This window comes from Paenibacillus sp. WG02 (assembly GCF_055396115.1).
Window position 1 is genome coordinate 2,092,737 of sequence record NZ_AP036016.1, and the last position, 22,083, is coordinate 2,114,819.

Below are 22,083 nucleotides of genomic sequence, written 5' to 3' on the forward strand. Positions count from 1 at the left end.
AAGGAGAAAGACGACTTATGAGCACAGGGAAAAAGCAGAGAACACCTCAGGTTTCACGACTTATGACTTACTTTTTTTCCTATTTGTTCTTAGTCGTCTTTCTGTTAGCGGCCATCGGAGGCTTCGTCTATACGAAGTTTTTCGATACGCTGGAGGGCATTGTCGAGCAGTCCAATATCACCGCATTAAAGCAAATCCGCGATCAGATTGATCAGCGGTTTAATGAATTACGGCAAATGTCTTTGCAAATTTCCAATAATAACAAGCTGATGCGGTACTCGTTCTCCGAAGGGGGCTATGAGACGAAGCAGGCTATCCAGGAACTGAGGTCATATGGCTCGACCCATTCCTATCTGCTGGACATAGGTCTGTATTTCAATGAAATGGCAGAGCAGAAGGTGTATGCCGCAAGCGGCGTCTATGATTTGGACACTTTTTTTGAGAACGTTTACCCATTCGCTCATTTGAACCATGCTGAATTCGAAAAGCTTGCCGCAGGACTGAAGGAGCCGTACTTATTGCCCGTTCAATCCATAAACTTGAATGGCGCCAACAAGCTGGATGCGGCCATCTACATGTTTCCTCTCCCAGGCAATGGCGTTAAACCGACACAAGTGATTCTCTATTTAATCAGTGGTGCGGAAATGAAAAAGGCGATAGGGGGTGCAATTAAGGAGTTTGAAGGCGAAGCCTTCATTATCGATAAGGATGACCGGGTTATCGTATCCGCTTCAAGTGGAAGTGGGGAGGGGAAGGACGCAGTTAGACTGCTTCCTTCGTTACCAGCAGATCGAACGGCATCCATTGTGAGCAGCCTGAATTTGCCGGAAGGTCCACATTCATTGGTTCAACTGGCTTCCGGATTTATGCCCTGGTCCTACTATGTGGTGGTGCCGACAGGCCAATTTCTTAATGTGGTCAGACAAACTCAGACCATTTTTTATATCATCGTGGCTTCGGTGCTGCTGCTTGGGATCGGGTTGTCGCTGTTCCTTGCCAGACATCATTATAAGCCGATCAAAAGGTTAATGGATTCCGTTCGGAAAAATCATTCTTCAGAGGTGCAGCAGCAAAATAATGAGCTCGACTGGCTAAGCGAAGCGTTTGAGCATATGAATCTGGAGAACAACGACTTGCGTTCACATCTCAAAACCAAATCAGCTGCTTTGAAGGAAAAAGTGCTGACTGATCTGATTAAGGGCAATATGAGATCCCAGGATGAGCTTAATGAATTACTGGGTAAAGCGGGCATGCAGCTTGGTTATGAACGATTTGCTGTATTGATTATTCGGATCGATGATTACCGGAATTTTGAAAAAACGAATACCCCGATCATACAGAATGTTCTCAAATACAGCATTATGAACGTGGCTGAAGAGATCTCTATGGAGTTAGGTCATGGCTATGGCATTGATCTGACGGAGAATCGCGGCATTGCCTTATTAGCAGGCATAAAGGCCCAGGAAGAAGCAGGATGCGAGGAGACGCTTCATGAGGCTGCGGGAAAAATTCGTGATTTTTTCGAGCGGCTTTTTCCATTCACCGTCACGATCGGGATCAGCGAGCTCTTTCATCATATTCTAGATACGCCAGTCTACTACAGGCAAGCCGTTGAAACATCCCATCGCCGTTTCTTGGAGGGGGAAAATGTCGTTTTGCATTATCAAGACGCCGCATTCGAAGCGAGCTCCAAATATGAGTTTTTGGATGAAGCCGTATCGAACCTTGTTAAGGCGATTAAGCTTGGAGATAGAGAGTTGGCGGGGGCCGTCATTGCCGAGGAAATCAACGAAATCCGCAGCAGCTTTTTGACGCCTGGAGCCGCACGGGCCATATGCCAAGGGATGGTATTAGCTGTATTCAAGCTGGCTAAGGAGATATCCAGGGAAGAGCAGGACCGGTACTTAGACGAGACGCTGCAAGCTTTTGCTTTTGAAACCATGGAGGAGTTTGAGCGCATCTTCATTCGCTATTGCATGCGTTTTGCCGATGAGATGAGCAGCAAGAAGGAAAGCCGGAATTTCGAGCTGCGGGATAAAATCGTGGATTATGTGTCGCAGTACTATGCCGACGTTACCTTGAATTCAAATAAGCTTGCTGATATCTTCAGCGTCTCACCCTCCTACCTGTCACGGTACTTCAAGAATCAAACGGGGACTACGCTTAGCGACTTTGTGGAAGAGATTCGTATGAATCAGGCGAAGGAGATGCTGCAGGCTAAGTCTATGAGCGTCAAAGAGATTGTTGAGCGTGTCGGCTATACAGACCAATCTCACTTTATCCGTAAGTTCAAAAAGAGAGAGGGAGTCACGCCTCAGCAGTATAAGATGCTGTTCCCTAATTCAAAGGAGTAGCTGCAACGATTCAACTTTTGCGTCTTCTTAAGCAGCATAATAAATCCCCTACGGCAAACAGTGTCATCAGTCCTTGATAACATGGACTCTAATTTCACTGTCTACCGCAAGGGGATAATTTCCTATTATCTGCTTTTTGATCAGGAGCCAGTTCGAGCTATTTATTAAGTAAAGCTCTAGGAAGACTGTGAGAACGGAAATGATAGGTGCCTGAACTCACTTCACAGACCACATAATCAGTGATAGCAAGGTCTTTTATCTTAACTTCATGGGCAAGTCCCAGGGCAACTCCATTTTCGGTTACTCCATTTGAATCAATGGCTGGGATGAATATTGTAGCTTGGGAGTTCGGAGGAACGGTAACCTCCAAATTGTAATCTCCATCAATGGAGAGCTGCCAAGACACCAGAATCTGACCCTGCATGGTCTCCATTTGTGCGGAAACCTGCTTAAGCGAACCCACAACAATCGGCTTTACTATAAAAGATTTATACCCCGGAGCATCAGGCTTAATGCCAGCAAGATACTTAAAAAACCACTCCACAACCGTGCCGAACATATAATGGTTTTGTGATCGGGACTTCAATTCCCACTCTTCTAAAAGTGTATGAAGGCCATTCTCCAGCCAGAATCCCCAGCTTGGATACGTTTTCTGATCAGCGATGGCGTAGGCAAGCTCACCAAAGCCCAAATCGGTCAGAACAGGCAGAATATATTTCGTGCCAATGATTCCCGTATTCAGATGCTTATCCCGAACAGTAATGATGTCATGTAATAAATGTAGAATGACTTGGTTTTTATCTTCACTAGGTGTAAGCCCAAAGGCAAGCGGAATGATATTGGAGGCTTGGCGATAACCAGCTTCGATTTCCGTTTCATAAATCCCCTTAACAGGATTGAAAAAAGTCGTATGAAAGCTCTCTGCTATTTTCATCGCTACATGATTGTAATGCTCAACGTCCGATGCTGTTCCTACAACTTCTGCAATTTGACATACAGTCTTTAGAATGTGATAAGCGTAAGCCGATGCCATTAATCGTGTGCCTTCGGGTGCACTCCAATCCTTGCTCCCCGCGGAACCCAATCTCCAAGCACACTGTGCGCAGTATGATCCGCATCCAGCTTCGAAATTTCCCAATCCGCATAAGCTTTTATACGGTTATAATGCTGATCCAATACATGACGATCCCCATAGTGCATATAGAGGTACCATGGAACTAGAACATAAACGCAGGTCCAAACCGGTGCATGGTCCCATCCCCACTTAGATGCGGGAACGATGAGAGGAATCGCGCCATCCGGCTTTTGACAATCTTGGATATCCTGCACCCATTTCTCCCAGAACAGCAAGAGATCAAAGTTATAATTGGCAGTTTCTGCAATTAGATGGGCATCTCCAGTCCAGCCATTTTTTTCATAGACCGGTGTGTCGGTAGGTATACTGTGCAAATTATTAAGAATGGTATGACAGGTTGCTTCATAAATGTGATTCAATAATGGATTTGAACAAGTGAAATTTCCTGTTTTTCTAACCGAAGAACGTATAATTTTACCTGAAATCGAATCCAAGACTGGAGCTTCAGGCCAATTCACCAACTCCACAAAACGAAATCCCTTATAGCTGAAAGCTGGCTCCCAAACCTCTATGCCATTTCCACGCAACATATAATGATCCGTTTGACTCTCACCGGTAACATATGAGTTTTCGTTATATACCGTGTCGTCAGGATTCAATTTTTCCCCATAACGTAATTGTACCGATCTACCGGCTTCACCTTGAACCTGGAATTCAACCCATCCAACAATGTTGATGCCAAAATCAACGATATAATTGCCCGCATCCGTATGACGAATACTTATAGGCTGAACGGTTTCGATGATTTGAATCGGCGGGATCATTTGGGATTGCAGCTTAGCCGGAGACGGCGCTATCAAGGCCGCATTAGACCAATCAGCATCGTCGTAATCAGGAGATGTCCAGCCCGATTTTTCAAGCCTAGCATCATAAACTTCTCCGCTGTATAAGGAATTTTTCAGCCTCGGTCCAGATGTCGTGCGCCAAGTCTCATCGCTGGTAACCGAAAGATTGGAGCCGTCCTCAAATCGGATATTCACTTGAATAAGCAGCTTAGGCTCACTATTCCAAGAAGCTTGTTCCCAATGCCAGACATTTGGGGTTTTGAGTGCATAGAAGCTTCGTCCTAGTTCCACACCGATGCTATTGATTCCCTTATGCAAGTTATGCGTTATATCATGAGTCACATATAGCACGCGTTGATCGTAATTGGTAAACCCTGGATCCAGTACGTTATGACCGATTTTTGCCCCGTTGATCCATAATTCATGATAACCTAGTCCACAAATGTAGGCTCGGGCGTGAACAATTTTCTTATCTAGTTGGACTGTTTTGCGTAGTAAGGGTGCGGGGGCTTCTGTATCCGTTTGAACGGAAGTCCCTCCAATCCATTGTCCTTGCCATTCTGTATCCTGCAATAGCCCCATTTCCCACCAAGAAGGCTCACTCCAATCACTTGAAGAATCGTTATGATCCCAAATCTTGACCTTCCAATAGCATCGTTGTCCGGATTCAAGCCTTTTCCCTGCATAACGAATAGAGTAGGTTAGATCGGAATCGATTTTCCCTGAATCCCAAATCTCACCGGTATCAGCCAAGAGGGCTTCAAGCGTGGAGGAAACAAGGATTTGAAAAGACTTTTGTTTGATGCCGCGTATGTCAGATTCCAACCGCCAGCTTAATCTTGGCTCCAAAGTGTCGATGCCAAGCGGTGTAACCGTATACTCTGTTTTCAGTCCTGCAAGCTTCATACCGTCTACCTCCTGCTAAAATGTGTCCAAGATTCTTGTGGGCCTAATGGTTTTCTCTCTCATTATACCTTGCTGTAATGGACATAAAAGTGTTGATTCTGCCAATATTAGTGGGTATACTGCCATTAAAGGGGGCATCCCATGATAAGAAAAAAGGCTGAGATAACGCCAGCGCAGCTCTACTTTGACGAAGAGCTGCCTTATAACGTAAGCCGAGTCTCTGAATCCTATTCCTTGCAGCTGCACGAGCATGAGTTTACGGAGATTTGCTATGTTGCAGAGGGGAGAGGCTTTCATTATATCGGTGAGGAGACACTTTCGGTGAGTCCGGGAGATCTGTTCATTTTGCCGCTGGGCACCTCGCACGTGTTCCGTCCTCGGTCAACCGATCCTGAGTTTCCACTAGTTGTTTATAACTTTATATTCATAGCCGGACGGGTGGCCGAGGCACTGCAGCAATTTCCAGGGCTTGACGGTTTGACGGCGGTATTACCCCTGCTAAACCTTGTCCCTGGTCAGCCGGAATGGAAGCAAATTCGGGATACCACCGGTGTTTTCCATACGTTGTTAGTTCAAGCCTATCAGGAATTCCGCCAGCGGAAGATCGGCTTTGTTCCGCGTATGCACGGCTTGTTTATTGGGCTTGCAACGGAGCTTGAGAGGCATCTCACTGAATTGGAGAACGAGCTTCCGATGAAGACCGAGAGAAAACTAGGCGCGGCGATTTCCTTCATTCGCGAGAATTTGTCTGCATCGATTACAGCTGGACAAGCCTCCATAGCGGTTGGGCTCAGCGAGCGTCATTTCCATCGGTTGTTCGTCAAAGAGATAGGCTTTACTTTCACGCAGTACGTCCAGAACCTGCGTATTGAGCGCAGCTGCGAGCTTCTGAGAACAACTCGTTTACCTGTGTCCGAAATCGCAGAAGCGGTTGGCTATCAGGACAAGGGATTCTTTGTCAAACTATTCAAGAAGAGGACAGGTCATACGCCCCGTTCATATCGAAATGGGTAATTCCACAGCAGGCTGCCGGTAAGTTAATCCGGCAGCCTATTTACTATGAATGACATAAATGATGTGCGAATGGATGCCATGCAAAACTGTGTGGTTAGCCTGTTGTTTAGAGGTTTTTGCGAAGCAATAACTATTATTCGCAGAAAACATTTGACATAAACAATATAATGGACATATCCTAAAGTGGGAGAGGTGATGAAGATCAACTCGATCAAGTTGAGATCAGTCGTTGTTATTCATCTGAAAACGCATTCAAGGAGGAGGGTGCCTGATAAGGGAATAGCCAAGGTTACTGAAGAACATAGTCTTTGAGGCTGGTTGAATAGGTGATAATCCAAATTAAAGTATTGGAGGATAAAAATTAATGAAGACTAAAAAGTTTATACACATGTTACTCGCAGCTCTTATGGTAACAGCAACAGTTAACTTGACAGTATCGGTACCGCCTGCAGAAGCTGCAATTAGCTGGCCTTCGGGGCAGGTTCTACCTTCGTTTCCAGCACCAGCGGCTACGCTTGATGTCATGGATACCACAACGGAATACAAATATCAGTCAAATGGTCCCCAAGTTTCTCATGCGACTGGTCATCTGGACGGGGACAATTGGATTGTCCAAACCAGTATTGATCATGTAAATGATTTTATGATCTATGGGCCGTATGTTACAAACATTCCTGTAGGGATCAATACGGCATTCTTTGAATTGGAAGTTGATAACAATACGGCGAACAATGACGCGATCGTAAGGATAGATGTAAGAGATAACACAAACGGACAGACGTTGGCTGCCAGAGATGTTACAAGGCAGGAATGGACCGACATATACAGGATGCAGACCTTTAATCTGACTTTTAATAATGCTACGGCAGGGCATAGCCTCGAATTCAGGGTATTCTGGTACGGAGGCTCCTATGTCAGGGCTGGTGCCGTCGGCACGAATCCGAAGCAAATGGAAGATGATGCTGTTCTATTCTCCACTGTAAAAGGCTTGGTTAATAAAACCCAGCCGCGAATTTACACCTATGACAATGCTGTAAGAGGTGAAGATGGGAAATACAATTGGTTGAATACATTAGGTTTAGGTCATACCGATGTGACTGACAACTATAGCCTAATTACCAAATATCGAAGTGAAATAAGCGGTATAGTGATTTACGATGAAGCGGTCCCGGACACGGTGAATTTAGCCACAACGATTGCTTCACTAAGTGGAGGCATTGTAGCTGCGCCATCACAGGTAGCTAAGCTAACCGCTGCGCCATACAACCTGCCCATCCTGAATGATTTGCGCGGGATGTTTACGACGAAAGTCCAAGTTTATCAGTACTTATATAATAATTATTGGTCACAAGTGACTCACAAGATCATTGTCGGATTAAATCCGCAAATAAAAGGCTTCTTGCGTGATTATGCCACGGCTATAGGAGCTGCAGCGATATGGCTTAATCCAAGTATCCCGGCGGAAGATACGGTATTAAGGCAATTCCTTTCGAGTATGCCGCATGATGGAACAGGAACCTATATGGGATGGTGGCCGGATGAAGGCGTAGGCGTCACTAGAACATCGGAATACGGGGTTACTACGATTGCAAGCGACTTCTCATCGAACTTGACTGTATTCGGCGGGACTTCCAGAGCCGTCAATGTTAAGCCGCTTGCCAATAAGCCGGCGTTGCGAAATAAAATTTATGTCTCTTTGATCATGAGCGATGGAGATAATCTGCAGTATTTAGAGCATAAATTCAAAACAAGCTGGTTGTGGGATGCTCCCAACAGGGGGGCGGTACCAGTAGGATGGACGGTATCTCCTGCTATGCTGGACGCTATGCCTGGAGTGTTGAACTACTTATACAACTCGGCTACGCCGAATGATAACTTGATCGGTGGGCCGACAGGGGTTGGCTATACCTATCCGAATTTTTGGGCAAATCAAGGATATCTGGATAACTACGTTGCGTTAAGCAATGATTATTCCAATCGTTCGGGTCTGAAAGTGATTACCGTGTGGAATACCATTCTCGGCGGAATCAATACAAACGTTGGAAATAGCTTCGCCACTTATGCGCCCTCTCTCTTGGGGTTAACAGGTATGCAATCAGGCGGTCAGATTACACTGTATAACAATGTATTGCCAGCTCAAGGGCTTAACGCAACCTATTGTTCTTCGTATTCGGATGTCATTAATCAAATAAATGGCGCAATCGCAGGATGGAATAGCAGTGCTCCCAAATTTGTATCGATTCAGGCGCAACCATGGAAGGTGTCCTATCAGATGTTTGTTGATGCTGTCAACAATTTCAGCAGCAATAGCAACATTGTTTTTGTAACACCGGATAACTATTTCCAACTTATGAGGGAGTATTACAATTTGCCTGTGGATCCATCGACAGTTGTAAAAACGTATGAAGCAGAAAATACGAGCTATGCGACATCGCCATTCAACCATACTGTGGGTCGGGCAGATGGTGATTCGTGGTCGGCGAATGTCACTCAAGACAATGCAGGATTCATGCTGTGGGGGCCTTATGTGACCACATTCCCAGCAGGTCCGCTTACAACAACCTTCAAGATTAAGATTGATTCCATTGCAGGAAATAACGACAACGTTCTCAGGCTTGATGTGAGAGATGCCACAACGGGCCTGGACCTAGCAGCCTTCGATGTATACAGGAACCAATTCAAAGCCAATGATGTTTACCAGGATTTCAGCTTAAGCTACACGAACGTTGCTGGCCATCAATTGGAATTCAGGGCAAACTACTTGGATAATGCAAAGATTAGCATTGATAAGGTGACGACAACAACCAGCATAGGCAAGTATGAAGCTGAGGGTACAATCTTGGGGCATGGTGTAGGGCGTGCAGTTGGAGACGGCTGGCAAGCAAACCCTACCCAAGATAACGCAAATCATATGGTATATGGTCCCTATGATTCAAACGTACCGGTAGGCAATAGAAAAGTCACCTTTGCCCTAAAAGTAGATAACAATACACAGGACAACTTGCAAGTGGCTTCCATTGATGTATGGGATGCTACTGCCAATACGGTTGTGGCTTCACAGAACATTTTGAGGCAGCAATTTACCACAGCGAACCAATACCAGAATTTCAGTCTGACATTTAACCAGACGACGCTCAACCATCAACTGGAATACAGGGTATATTTCAATGATGTTGCCACAATCACGGTGGATAAGATAACGATTAATTAATCTCTTTATAAAAGGCTTGTGATCTTGTCTACATCCTCGTAGGAGTAGCGGGTCATAAGCTGTTTTTATATGGCTGAACGGATAACTTAGAACGAATATTGCCTTAAATAGGACGCCAAAGTCATGGCCAGTCGAAGGGTATTGACTAAGCGGGTTAGTTTGCTATAATTGATATAAGAGAATTTAGCAAATAGGGGCATAGAACAATGAATAATGAAAGACAACCATTATATATGGTGATTCAGGAGCATTTTAAGCGCTTGATTACAACAGGGCAGCTGGCAAATGATGACAAAATTCCAACAGAAAAAGAATTGATGGAGGAGTTTCACGTTAGCCGAATCACGGTTGCGAATGCCCTCACTCAGCTAGCCAAGGATGGTTGGATTTACAGAATACCAGGAAGAGGAAGCTTCGTCCAAGGCAAGTCTATGCCTCAACCTGTTTCACACTATCAAGACCAGCCTGAAGTAAGCGAGCTTGAACCAAATGTGATTTCTGCAGAAAGCTATCAACCGCTGGCTACGAACCGCCGCCGAATGATCGGCTTCTTGATTCCGTCGTTAGAGGATTACTTTGCATTGAGACTGATTCAAGGCATTAATTCTATATTGGATGAGAGTGGTTATTATTTAGCTATTGTCCTCACGAAAGATAACAAGGATAGAGAAAAAGAAGCGATTCTGGAGCTCATCCATAAGGGTGCAGAGGGCTTAATTATTTTTCCAATTGATGCAGAAACATATAATGAAGAAATCCTCGCATTGAAGATAAGGAATTACCCGTTTGTATTGATTGATCGAAATTTACCTGGCGTAGAAACGCATGTGGTGAGCTCAAATAATTTTCTGGGTACCCAATTAGCGGTCTCTCACCTTTGGGATCTGGGTCATCGGGATATCGCCATCGTTACGGATTCTCCGCTTTCTACAACTACAGTTGAAGGGCGGATTGCGGGTTATATGGAAGCTTTAAAGCAGAAAAATGCTTTGATCAATCCAGCATTCATTTTAACCGAATTCAGAATTGATTATAATAAAGGCGTCGATGATCAGCATCCTTTGTATAGATATGTCCGTAATAAATTGGCCACGGCTTATATAACATTAAATGCTAAGTTGGGTCTTCATATTGCTGCCATCGCACAACGATTAGAGCTTAATGTTCCTGATGAACTTTCTATTCTCACCTTCGATGACCCATACTCGGGGGAAGGCGAAACAAGAGCCTTCACACATGTTGCTCAATCCGAGATAGAGATAGGCAGACAAGCGGCGGAAGTATTGATTGGTTTGTTGGATAGCGACGGTGAAAGTGACGGCAAGTATCATAAAATTATCCTGCAACCGAAGTTAGTGGTGGGTAAATCGACAGGACCGTTAAAAAAGTGATATCTATATAAATGACATATAGCAACTCTTATTAGGCCTAAAAGGTCCGAATAAAGAGTTGCTTTTTTTGTGTTTTGCATCAGAAAAAGGATATAAAATGATATATTAATAAAAAACTAATTGAATTATCCGATATATATGCTATATTAGTATTAATAAAGAAGCTTAGAAAGATGATCCTGCTTGATGTTGTTTGCGATTGGGGATGGTGGGGCGGAACGGAAAAACGATATAAAACCTGATAGATGAGCTTTAATTAGAAAACATCAGGGCAAGCGGATTGTGAGAAGGAGGTGGATACCTTGTTAAACGAAGTGAAGGTGCCTATGTACTTGCAAATTCAAGAGCATTTCAAAAATCGAATTCTGGCAAGCGATCTCAAGGAAAATGAACGAATTCCTTCAGAAAAGGAACTGATGCAGTACTACGGAGTAAGTCGGATTACGGTTGCCAATGCCTTGAGTGAACTTGCCAAAATGGGCTGGATTCATCGCATACCTGGAAAGGGAAGCTTTGTTCAGGTAAGGGATCTAGCTAAGGCCGGAAAATCTAAGTCAGATGAGCAAGTGAGTTCAGGATCAAATAACGTATTGGAAGTCGTGAATAAACGTATCGGGCTAGTCATTCCTAAATTAGAGGATTTCTTCGCCATTCGTTTGTTGAAAGGGATTAATAAGGTATTGAATGCAAGCGGGTGTGAGCTGGTCATTTATTTAACCGAAAATTATAGCTCGAGGGAGAAAGAAGCGATCCACCGACTGATTCGAATGGGGGCTGAAGGCTTGTTGATATTTCCAATTGATGCTGAACAATATAACGAAGATATCATTAAATTGAAAATGGATAATTTCCCTTTTGTACTCATCGATCGTTATTTACCCGGCATTGAAACAAGCTACATCAATTCGAATGGTGGCATGGGGGCAGAGTTGGCTGTGAACTATTTATGGGAGCTTGGGCATCGGGATATTGCCATTTGCTCGGACTCACCTTCAAGCACAGTAACGGTTCAAGATCGTATCAATGGGTATATCCATGCGTTGAAGCTTAAAGGGTCATTGATCAATCCGGCGCTTATTATGGCTGATTTTACGATCGATGAGAGTGAGACGAACCCTGAAAAGCATACCTTATACCCATTTATGAAAAATAAGATCGCTACGGCGTATATCACGTTAAATTCTCGTCTTGGGGTCCATGTTTCCAAGCTGGCCAAACATATGGGTCTTCGTGTGCCTAATGATATATCCATCCTGACATTTGATAATCCGAATATGGAAATAGGCGACGAGGGTGCCTTGTCCTATATATCGCAATCGGAAGAAGAGATTGGCGCTGAAGGGGCGAAAATATTGTTGCAGTTATTGAGCAGCAAGGGTGAATTGGGTACTCAGCACTCATTTATCAGTAAGACTTTAAAGCCTGAATTAGTGATACGCGATACAACTGGGCCCAACAAATAAAATCTATGAGGTGAAACAGTGAGTCATTACAAGTCGAAAGAAAGTTCAGCTATTATCGCAACGCCATTAGAGGCTGTAGGATGGAAACGGTTTCGCAGAAGGCATGCGGATGCCATTGTAGCCACGATTATTTTGGGACCCATGCTGTTATGGTGGATGGTCATGTATGGGGTTCCGATTATTTTTTCATTCGTCCTTGGTTTTTATCAGTGGATTGGGATTAACGATCATCCGAAGTTTGTTGGCTTTCATAATTTTATCCTCTTTTTTCAAGATAAATCGTATATTGCTGATCTATTCCGTTCCATCTGGATGGGAGGACTGGTAACGTTATTGGCTATTGCAGCTGGGCTAGGCGCTGCTCTATTAATGAATTTGCCTCTTTTCGGAAAAGGGATTTATCGTACGTTATGGTATGTACCCGTAGTGACTTCGACGATTGCGACAACGCAAGTCTTAAATATATTGTTGAATCCGATTAATGGTGCTGTTAATCAAACGATAGAGGCTATGGGCTTCGAGCCCATCCTATGGCAATCATCCGTTTTCTGGAGTATTGTTCAGATCTGTGTTTACTCGGTTTGGAAAGGTGTCGGCACACAGGCTTTGCTTTGGTTGGCCGGCTTACAATCGATTGATCCTGTGTTGTATGAAGCAGCCGAAATAGATGGAGCCGGTCGGGTCGGTAAATTTATAAATGTTACGTTACCCGGGATTAAGCCGATCGCAACTTATATTGTGATTACTGGATTAATAGCAGCTATTCAGATTTATGAGCAAGTAGCCTTTTTGACCAATGGCGGGCCGTATGGTTCGACGGAAGTATTGGTATATCGCATTATTGCTGACGGTTTTTTCAATTTTAACTTGGGTATGGCTGGAGCATCCTCTGTCATTTTGGCGACAATCGTTTTTGTTGCATCCATTGCCTATTATAAACTAGCTCAAGATAAGGATTAGAAGAAAGGTAGGGATGGTTACATGTTAATGGCTCTAAAGAAGCAGCTGAAGCCGCAATATTTGATAGCTCATCTGATATTGCTGGTTGGAGGCTTGATTTTGGTGTATCCGTTAGTCTTCATGTTACTTGCGAGTTTGTTTACGAGAGATGAGTACAATACCTCGGTGATTGGTTTTTTTCCCATAGCCAAGGACCCGACATTAACGAATTTAAAACTTTTATTCTTTGCTTCTATAGATAAATCCACCCGTTATTTATATTTGAATTCGATTTACCGTACCGCTTACGCTACTTTTTTTGCTGTACTAACCTCTTTATTAGGCGGCTATGTGTTTGCTCGTTTGCGCTTTAAAGGTAAGGGAGTATTGTTTATGGCGTTATTGGCTACCCAAATGATTCCTACGGTCGTTGCGCTGCTGCCAACTTACTTACAATTTGTGCGGTTTCCTTTTGCAGGAGGGAATGACATTTTTACAGGTGGGAAGGGGTTATTTGATACTTGGTGGGTATATATCCTTCTTAATGGCGGGTCCATTTATATCCTAGGTGTGTTTCTAATCAAACAATCCTTGGAAAAAGTGCCGCGTGAATTGGATGAGGCAGCTAAGGTAGATGGTGCTGGTACAATAAGGCTAATATTTCAAATCTTAATGCCTTTACTAAAGCCTGTACTCGCTTATGTGGCTATTACGGTGTCTATAAATACATGGAATGATTGGTCAGCGCCCTTCTTTTATACGAACAGCAGCAAACTGCAAACGCTTGCTTCGGGATTGTCTAAGCTTACTGCTTTTGCTGGAGCGCCAGGGTCTATTGTGAATTATCCTCAGATTTTATCGTTAAGTTTATTACTTACGATTCCGAGTGTCCTTCTGTTTTTCCTATTTCAAAATTTGATTGTACAAGGTCTGGCAAACGCAGGCTTAAAGGGCTAAAAATAAAATTAAATATATTTGATATAACGTATTGTGCATCAATGAATCATATGATATATTGAATTCGAGCTCAAATAAGGTTTACATACGAAAGGGGAATGTACAATGGTTATAAAGAAAACAGCATTTATAGTCCTTGCAGCAACACTATGTCTTTCATTAGCGGCTTGCTCGAAAAGCGAAACAAAAGATCCAAAGGCAACGACAGGAACTACGACGCCAGCGGCTGCAAAAGATTCAGCAGCTCCTGCAGCACCAGCAAAAGCAAAAAAACTTTCTGTCCTACTTGATAATGCCATGATCCTTGGTGCTTATGAAAAACCGGAAGAAAGACTTAAACAATATGATGAAGATGTCAAATCCGGTAAAATTAAAGGTTCAAAAAACGATAAGATGCAATATGACAATCTCAAATATTTATCCGAGAAGTTAAAAGGTCAAAATATTGAGCTTGTAGCTCCGGACTGGGGCTGGGCTGAGCCATTGATTCAAAAAGAATCCGCTGCGTTTCTAGCGAAAGACGGTCCAGATATTATCGTAGGCGAAACACAGATGCCAGGCTTTGCCTTAGCAGGTCAGCTTGAACCGTTTCCAGATGCGCTTGCAGCCAAAGTTAGATCAACTATTGCAGAAGCAGCATGGAAGCCTATGGAAGTAAACGGAAAAATATATGGACTAGCACCAGATCCGGGAGTCAACATTCTTTATTGGAATAAAAAGATTGTTAGAGAAGCAGGATTAGACCCAGACAAAGCCCCAGCTACTTGGGATGAATTGCTTGCTAACTCAAAGAAAATATTCGAAAGCGGAAAGGCATCCGCTGGCGGCGTTTATGGTGGACCGAACTTTGGTGGATACTTGCGTTTCGGCGCGTTTATGAAATTAGCCGGCGGGGACTTTGTTGATGGCAAAGGCGCACCGACACTAAATTCAGCTGAAAACGAAAAAGCCTTTGAATTCCTTCGTCAAATGAACAAATACAATAAACCGGGAATTGTTTCCGCACTTGAAGAAGGCACATTCTTCTCCGCATTTGATAAAGGTCAAATTGCTTATCAAGTTAACGGACCTTGGGTCATTTCAGGTTGCGCTGATCAGAAAATGGAGTGTGGCGTTGCTCCGCTTCCATTAGGACCAACAGGTAAGCCTGGTAACGTTACGATTGGGGCTGCCTTCCAGGCTGTTCCAACCTATTCGAAAAATAAGGAAGCCGCTTTCAAGGTGATTGAAGAGCTTATGGGTCAAACCATTCAACAAAATATTGCTGATGCAGGTGTAAGAGCACCAATTCTTAAGTCTATTACAGAATCCGATGCTTACAAAGCCGCTCAACCAAGCTTGTATATTTTTGCAAAAGGTCTACAAGGTGAAGTAGTCGGGTTGCCAACCTTTGCTGGTGATGCGAATAAAGCATGGCAAGCCATCGGTGAGGCTATGACGAAGACAATGCTTACGGATAAGCCAGTGAAAGAATTATTGAAAGCTGCCCAGGATCAGATTGTTGCTGCAGGGAAATAAGTAGACGTTATTACACAAGATCTTCTTCAGTGGAAGCTTAGATGATATGGCTTTTAAGCTATAACGATTTTACTGAGCTTGATGGCACGAAAGTGCAAGTAAGATAAAAATCATCGTATGTCGATCAATTCAAAACTAAGCAGCCCCGAATGAATTGGGGCTGCTTTTTGTCGGACAGCCACGGCTATTTAATTAAGTTAATTTCAAATGTCTTATTCATGTAAGTTATTATGTACAGGCACTTCTAGGCTCTCACCTACATACACTAATACTAAGCTCAAAGCGGAGACTTCCGAACAGCTAAGATCCGCTAACACTGAAGGGGGTGACTGGAATGCCTGGATTGTTTAGCGCAATAGCCGTATTAATTAAGCAGCTAACCTTGCTTGTATCCTATGTCAAAAATAATGCGTTTCCACAGCCTCTCACTGAGGAAGAAGAAGAACGACATCTAAGGCTTATGGCAGAAGGTAATGATCATTCCAGAAATAAACTGATTGAGCATAATTTAAGGTTAGTTGCCCATATAGTAAAAAAATTCGATAACACAGGAGAAGATCTAGAGGATTTGATCTCGATCGGGACGATTGGTCTGATCAAAGCCATCGAGTCGTTTTCGCCGAACAAAGGGACCAAGCTCGCGACGTTCGCCGCTCGCTGTATTGAGAACGAGATCTTGATGCATCTGCGTTCATTGAAGAAAACGCGGAAAGATGTGTCGTTGCATGATCCCATCGGAACGGACAAAGAGGGGAATGAAATTACGCTCATCGATATCCTCGGCACGGAGGCCGATGATGTGGTGGATAAGGTGCAGCTCAAGATAGAGAAGAGCAAAATATATCGGAACTTAGAGATACTGGATGATCGTGAGAAGGAAGTCGTTGTCGGGAGGTTTGGGTTGGAGCTCGGCGGGGAAGAGCGGACGCAGCGAGAGATTGCGAAAGAGCTGGGGATTTCGCGCTCGTATGTGTCGCGGATTGAGAAGCGGGCGCTGATGAAGCTATATCATGAGTTTTATAAGGCGAAGCGGTAAGGGAATTGAATCGCAGACTTCATTTATTTGACATCAGATAATGGAGGCGAAGACAATGACAGCCTTAATTCAGATTGAGCATGTTAGTAAATTCTATTATATGGGCGGAGAAACCATTCGGGCGTTAGATGATATTACGTTAGACATATCACAAGGCGAATTTGTCGCTATTATGGGGCCGTCTGGCTCTGGGAAGTCCACACTCATGAACATTATTGGGTGTCTGGACGTTTCGGATGAAGGGTTATATGTCCTGGATGGGAAGCAGATTGATTCACTTAAGGATTCACAATTGGCGGAGATTCGGAATCGGAAGATTGGGTTCGTGTTTCAAAACTTTAACTTGCTGCCGAGATTAAATGCTTATGAGAATGTGGAGTTACCGCTGATTTACCGAGGGTTGGCGAGAAAACAGCGAGAGCCGCTTGTTTTGCAGGCGTTGGAAGCGGTGGATTTGCTTGATCGCAGGAAGCACTTTCCTTCAGAGCTATCTGGCGGACAGCAACAACGCGTTGCGATTGCGCGCACGTTGGCTGGAGATCCACCAATCATCTTGGCGGATGAGCCTACGGGGGCATTGGATTCGAAGACGGGTGTAGAAATTATGGATATTTTCAGGCGGTTGAATGAACATCGGCGGACGATTATTGTGATTACGCATGATCGTCAGGTTGCGGAGCAGGCGAAGCGGATCGTAAGGTTCCGGGATGGGCGGTTAGTTCATTGAGATGAAATGAATTAGTAACAAAGATCGGCCTTACGAGAAAAAATCGTAGGGCTTTTGATTTGGATTTCTTTTCTATTCCCATAGATGTTACTTCAATCTTAAATACGCCCTTTCTACAGGGTAGGATTAATCTCCTGTGATTGCTTCCCGTAAGAGAGCGACGATCTGGGTTCTGGTGCAAATATGAATTCGAGTGGTAACATGGGTAAAAAGTGTTCTGGAAAGTACGAGTATAATAGGAATGAAATCATCATTAGGAGCATTCAAATGGAAGCATTTTGAGACGGGAATTATATTACTGACCGTGAGATGGTACCTTCAGTATCGATTAAGTTATCGTGATTTGGTGGAGATGATGTCTGAACGCGGCATATCTATTGCTCATACAACCATTATGCGTTGGGTACATCAGTATGCTCCCGAAATAGCAAAAAAAGTTCGTCCCTATCTCAAACCTGTGAACGATTCATGGAGCACCGACGAAACCTATATCAAAGTGAAAGGCCAATGGAACTACCTTTATCGCACTGTTGATTCGACGGGCAAAACGATAGACTTTTTGCTCAGTGAAAGAAGGGACATGAAGGATGCGGAACGCTGGGGAACGATTGATTTCATGTTATCTGAAAATCGGGATATGCCGGCAGCTAAGAGCTTCTTTACAAAAGCTTTGACCTCTCCACATACTCAAATCCCACGTGTAATCACCTTGGATAAAAATCCAGCATATCCACCAGCAATACAAGAATTAATAAATGAGAAATCCTTACCAAAAGAAACCTTGATTAGACAGACAAAGTTTCTAAACAACATTGTGGAGCAAGATCACCGGTTCATCTAGAAAATCACAAAACCAATGCTTAGTTTCAAATCGTTCCTTATAACGGATCAGACGTTAAAGGGAATTGAGGCTTTACATATGATAAGGAAAGGGCAGGCCGATGATAATTCGACTGTCCTCACTGCTGTTGAATGGCTAAATAAGATATTTGGTTTAGTGGCATAGACAAAGTATAGTTTGTCGGGTAACTGCGAACTTTTTTAAATCCTTGCACCAGAACCCCTCGATGTGTATTCCGGAAATGGTTACGCGTAGTTGAGTATGGCGCACGATTTTAATATGGTGATCAAATTTCCGACAGCGTTAGCAACATTAAATTCGTTCTATATGGTATATTAGTTGAATGGAAAACAAGGGAACAACTTTCACAAAATCCGAGTTTCGGCGTTTTTTATATAGCGGGTAGTAAAAAACTGTGATAAGAAGAACTGTGATACACTTAAACAATAAGGAGGGGTTATCTTGAAAAGGCTTACAAATAGATTATTCTTCAATCGATCCTTATTTCGAAAGCAATTGTTGTCGTATTTCATAACTGTTCTCATTCCGACGATGATGATCGTTTCGGTTTACTCGTATACACTCAGCGACGATTTGACCTCCCAAATCCAGCAAACTTCCGACAACAGCATTCAGCGCGTAAATAAAAATATGGAGACCTTGATTGATCAAATTAATTATTTTTCACTGCAGCTTTCGTTTATTCCTAACATGAGCACGATGCTTCAAGACCCGGCAGACTTTAACATGTTCGACTATTACCAGTTAAAAGAACAATTGCGCAATCAAATTATACCGAACAAGCTTTTTTATTCCATGTACATTTATGCCGCTCAGAATGGTAAAATCATGACCACCAATGAGGGACTCTTTAACGCTGAGTCTTTTTATGACAAGCCGGTTTTGGAACAGATTAAACTGCACGGTAGTGACTCCTTCTGGTATCAAGTCAGAGAGGATTATGTCAGCTTCTATAAATCAATACCAGTGACAGCTCCTAAACCGCTGGGTACGCTGGTAATCAACATTCAGAAGGACATGTTTTTGAGCACGATCTACAATATGAACTATGTCGCCAATAATCAAATTCTTCTCGTTGATAGCGACGGTCATGTCATCTCGCAAAACGAAGATGACAAAAGTAAGGCGGTCAGCAAGCTCATAGCTGATAAGACTACCATCCCTTCCAATAACATGCAGAAAATTCGCATCGGCAAGCAATTGTATTTTGTGCATACTCACACTACAGAATTTAACGGCTGGAAAGTAGTTAACTTAATCCCTTACGAATTGTATAAAGAGCGATTGCTCGAAAAAATGTCTAAGCTTTTGGTCATGGTACTTATCGTTTTCTTCATCGGTCTGGCCATCGCTTACTCCTTTGCCGTCAAAATGTATAATCCTTGGAAAAAGATCATTGAGGTTTTGTCTGGCTCCTCTAATAATCTTCAAGCGTCAGACGAGTATTCCATCGTGAGCGGCGCGATCAGCATCATGATGGATACGATCAAATTAAATGAACCGGTGATGAAAGATCACTTGATCTCCGATATTTTGCGCAATAATATTTCGGATAAGCGTACGATTCCCGCAAGACTGGAGCAAATCGGGATTTCATTTCGCGAGTCTGATTATGCGGTCATTGTGGCCGTTATGGATGCCATGCGGCAAGAGGATGCGGAAGACCCGCAGCAAAGGCTGATCACCTACAGTTTGGTCTCCGAAACGTTGAAAAAATATGTGCCTGCGGAAGGAACGATTCTGGACGGCAGCAAGCTAGGCTTTATTGTTAATGTGAACAAAAGCAGCATGGATGATGATTGGCGGGAAACCATCAACCGATGTTTCGCAGAAGTGAATGCGTTGGCGCAAGAACAGCTGAATGTCTCTCTGCAGCTTTGCATCGGTGAAATTTGCTCTGCGGACCGTATTCACGTTTCCTACGAGCACATCCGCCGAATGCTGAATTATAAAGCGGTCATCAACAAGAACGATGTCATTTTTATTCAGGATCACCAGACTGAAATGAAATTTGTTTATCCATTATCGATCCAAAAGCAGCTTATTCATGCTGTAGTGTCTTTGAATAGGGAGAAAGCGATTCAATGCGTGGACGATTTATTTGAACAGTACATCTATCATTCGAAATACCCGCACGAGAAGCTGCAGGGGATGATCGTCGTTCTGATGAGCAGCGTCTTGAACGAACTGATTAAAGAAGGTCATGATATTGGAAGTTTGAACGAAGAAGCCGAAATTTTTAAACTGAACGAATGCCAAAATAATGATGAACTGCGTGAATTTATGATCACACACATCGGCAAAATCATTGTTTTCCTGGAATCGCTGCAGGATCGGCAGATCAACAACTTTTACGTTTCGAAAACGATTGCGTTCATGGAAGCGCAGTATGCGAGTAATATCTCAATTAAGGATATCGCCGATCATGTCGAAGTCAGCAGCGGCCACTTGAGCCGAACATTCAAAGCGGCGGTCGGCAAGTCGATGCTCGAATTTTTGACTGAGTATCGGATCAAGAAAAGCAAAGAGCTGCTGGCCGGCCGCAACGATCCTCTACACGAGATCAGCCAAGCGGTTGGCTACAATGATGTACAGAGCTTTATACGCTTTTTCAAAAAATACGAAGGGATAACTCCGGGGGAATACCGAAAAAGCATCCATATATAGAAAACGTGATATTCATACGAAATTAATAACAACAAATGAACGAAGATCATAAAATCCTCATGTTTATTGCAAACTGAGGATTTTTTTAATTCACATCTTCCTATAGGATGAAAGCGTACACAATAAGTGTGAAACGTTCGGCGAAAGGAGGAGAAGCATTGGAGAATCGAATCGAGTCATCGGGTCGGTTAAAGTTAACCGCCCGGGCAAATGCGAGACCGACAGCGTTTATGAAATCATTTCATAAACATAAGTACTACTACTTGCTGCTGCTGCCGGGAATCATTTATTTCCTTATATTTAAGTACATTCCAATGGGCGGCATCACGATTGCGTTCCAAGATTTCAAAATTGCCGGCAGCATATTCACAAGCCCTTGGGCAGGACTGAAATGGTTCCGCATCCTTTTTGAAACGCCTGACTTCTGGGTTGCGCTCAAGAATACGGTGATCATCAGTTTTTATAAACTGATTTTCAATTTTCCTGCACCGATCATCTTGGCATTACTGTTAAATGAAGTATTGAATGGCGTGTTCAAACGGGTTATCCAGACGATTATTTATTTTCCGCACTTTGTATCTTGGGTCGTGCTTGGGGGTATCTTATTTTCTGTGTTTTCGACGGATACGGGACTCTTAAAGCTTCTTGGATTATCGATTTCACCTATTATGAATCCGTCGACATTCAGGGGATTTCTGGTTGGTTCTGAGATGTGGAAGGAAGCCGGTTGGGGAACCGTTATTTATCTAGCGGCGATCGCAGGCGTGAACCCCGAACTATATGAAGCGGCCAGGATAGACGGAGCAAACCGCTTTCAACTGGTTCGCCATATTACGCTACCGAGTATTGCATCGACGATCGTCGTTCTGCTCATTTTGCGGACCGGGCAAATTTTAAATGTAGGTTTCGATCAAGTATTTATTCTGTACAATCCGCTTGTCTACAATGTGTCTGATATTTTGGATACGTATGTATACCGTGTAGGTTTAACAACGGGCAGATATTCATTTGCCGCTGCTGCCGGTCTATTTCAATCCGCAGTAGGTATGTTATTGTTGCTGTTTACGAATTGGCTTGTAAGACGTATGGGCGAACGAGGACTTTGGTGAGGATGAGCG

The 22,083-nt window shown here is 43.5% G+C and carries 14 protein-coding genes and 1 pseudogene; 13 read left to right on the plus strand and 2 right to left on the minus strand.

What is annotated here, in order from left to right:
* Nucleotides 1-17: 17 nt before the first annotated feature.
* Nucleotides 18-2,354 (plus strand): helix-turn-helix domain-containing protein, encoded by a 2,337-nt coding sequence (locus tag ACBP55_RS09895; protein WP_464651162.1) that lies wholly within the window; start codon nt 18-20, stop codon nt 2,352-2,354.
* A 157-nt stretch (nt 2,355-2,511) separates the two neighbouring features.
* On the opposite strand, the gene ACBP55_RS09900 is transcribed toward ACBP55_RS09895, so the two are convergent.
* Nucleotides 2,512-3,387, minus strand: coding sequence for an alpha-L-rhamnosidase-related protein (locus ACBP55_RS09900; RefSeq protein WP_464651164.1), 876 nt, complete (start codon nt 3,385-3,387; stop codon nt 2,512-2,514).
* Nucleotides 3,387-5,180 (minus strand): family 78 glycoside hydrolase catalytic domain, encoded by a 1,794-nt coding sequence (locus ACBP55_RS09905; protein WP_464651166.1) that lies wholly within the window; start codon nt 5,178-5,180, stop codon nt 3,387-3,389. The genes ACBP55_RS09900 and ACBP55_RS09905 overlap by 1 nt, the downstream gene beginning before the upstream one ends.
* A gap of 141 nt (nt 5,181-5,321) precedes the next feature.
* Between ACBP55_RS09905 and ACBP55_RS09910 the strand changes: the two genes are divergently transcribed.
* The 12 genes and pseudogenes from ACBP55_RS09910 to ACBP55_RS09965 all read left to right on the plus strand — a co-directional run bounded on the left by ACBP55_RS09910 (nt 5,322) and on the right by ACBP55_RS09965 (nt 22,074).
* Nucleotides 5,322-6,194 (plus strand): helix-turn-helix domain-containing protein, encoded by an 873-nt coding sequence (locus ACBP55_RS09910; protein ID WP_464651167.1) that lies wholly within the window; start codon nt 5,322-5,324, stop codon nt 6,192-6,194.
* A gap of 364 nt (nt 6,195-6,558) precedes the next feature.
* Nucleotides 6,559-9,405, plus strand: coding sequence for a GxGYxYP domain-containing protein (locus ACBP55_RS09915; RefSeq protein ID WP_464651169.1), 2,847 nt, complete (start codon nt 6,559-6,561; stop codon nt 9,403-9,405).
* A gap of 206 nt (nt 9,406-9,611) precedes the next feature.
* Nucleotides 9,612-10,796 (plus strand): GntR family transcriptional regulator, encoded by a 1,185-nt coding sequence (locus tag ACBP55_RS09920; RefSeq protein WP_464651171.1) that lies wholly within the window; start codon nt 9,612-9,614, stop codon nt 10,794-10,796.
* Between the two features lie 302 nt (nt 10,797-11,098).
* On the plus strand, nt 11,099-12,259 hold the full coding sequence (locus tag ACBP55_RS09925; protein WP_464651173.1) for a GntR family transcriptional regulator: 1,161 nt from the start codon (nt 11,099-11,101) through the stop codon (nt 12,257-12,259).
* An 18-nt stretch (nt 12,260-12,277) separates the two neighbouring features.
* On the plus strand, nt 12,278-13,219 hold the full coding sequence (locus tag ACBP55_RS09930) for a carbohydrate ABC transporter permease (RefSeq protein WP_464651175.1): 942 nt from the start codon (nt 12,278-12,280) through the stop codon (nt 13,217-13,219).
* Between the two features lie 21 nt (nt 13,220-13,240).
* Entirely contained in the window at nt 13,241-14,155 is a 915-nt protein-coding gene (locus tag ACBP55_RS09935) for a carbohydrate ABC transporter permease (protein WP_464651177.1), read from the plus strand.
* Between the two features lie 105 nt (nt 14,156-14,260).
* Nucleotides 14,261-15,673 carry an extracellular solute-binding protein gene (locus ACBP55_RS09940; protein ID WP_464651179.1) on the plus strand — a complete coding sequence of 471 codons (1,413 nt, stop codon included), beginning with the start codon at nt 14,261-14,263 and terminating at the stop codon, nt 15,671-15,673.
* A gap of 334 nt (nt 15,674-16,007) precedes the next feature.
* A complete protein-coding gene (sigK, locus tag ACBP55_RS09945) occupies nt 16,008-16,709 on the plus strand; it encodes an RNA polymerase sporulation sigma factor SigK (protein WP_173191367.1) in 702 nt (233 codons plus the stop codon).
* Nucleotides 16,710-16,764: 55 nt separating this feature from the next.
* Complete coding sequence (locus tag ACBP55_RS09950) at nt 16,765-17,436, plus strand: ABC transporter ATP-binding protein (protein WP_464651181.1); 672 nt, start codon at nt 16,765-16,767, stop codon at nt 17,434-17,436.
* Nucleotides 17,437-17,677: 241 nt separating this feature from the next.
* Nucleotides 17,678-18,442: pseudogene (locus tag ACBP55_RS09955) on the plus strand (IS6 family transposase).
* 297 nt (nt 18,443-18,739) lie between these two features.
* The gene (locus tag ACBP55_RS09960) at nt 18,740-20,965 is read left to right on the plus strand and encodes a helix-turn-helix domain-containing protein (protein WP_464651183.1); all 2,226 of its coding nucleotides are present in this window, start codon (nt 18,740-18,742) and stop codon (nt 20,963-20,965) included.
* Between the two features lie 158 nt (nt 20,966-21,123).
* On the plus strand, nt 21,124-22,074 hold the full coding sequence (locus ACBP55_RS09965) for an ABC transporter permease (RefSeq protein WP_464651184.1): 951 nt from the start codon (nt 21,124-21,126) through the stop codon (nt 22,072-22,074).
* The last annotated feature ends 9 nt before the right edge of the window (nt 22,075-22,083 follow it).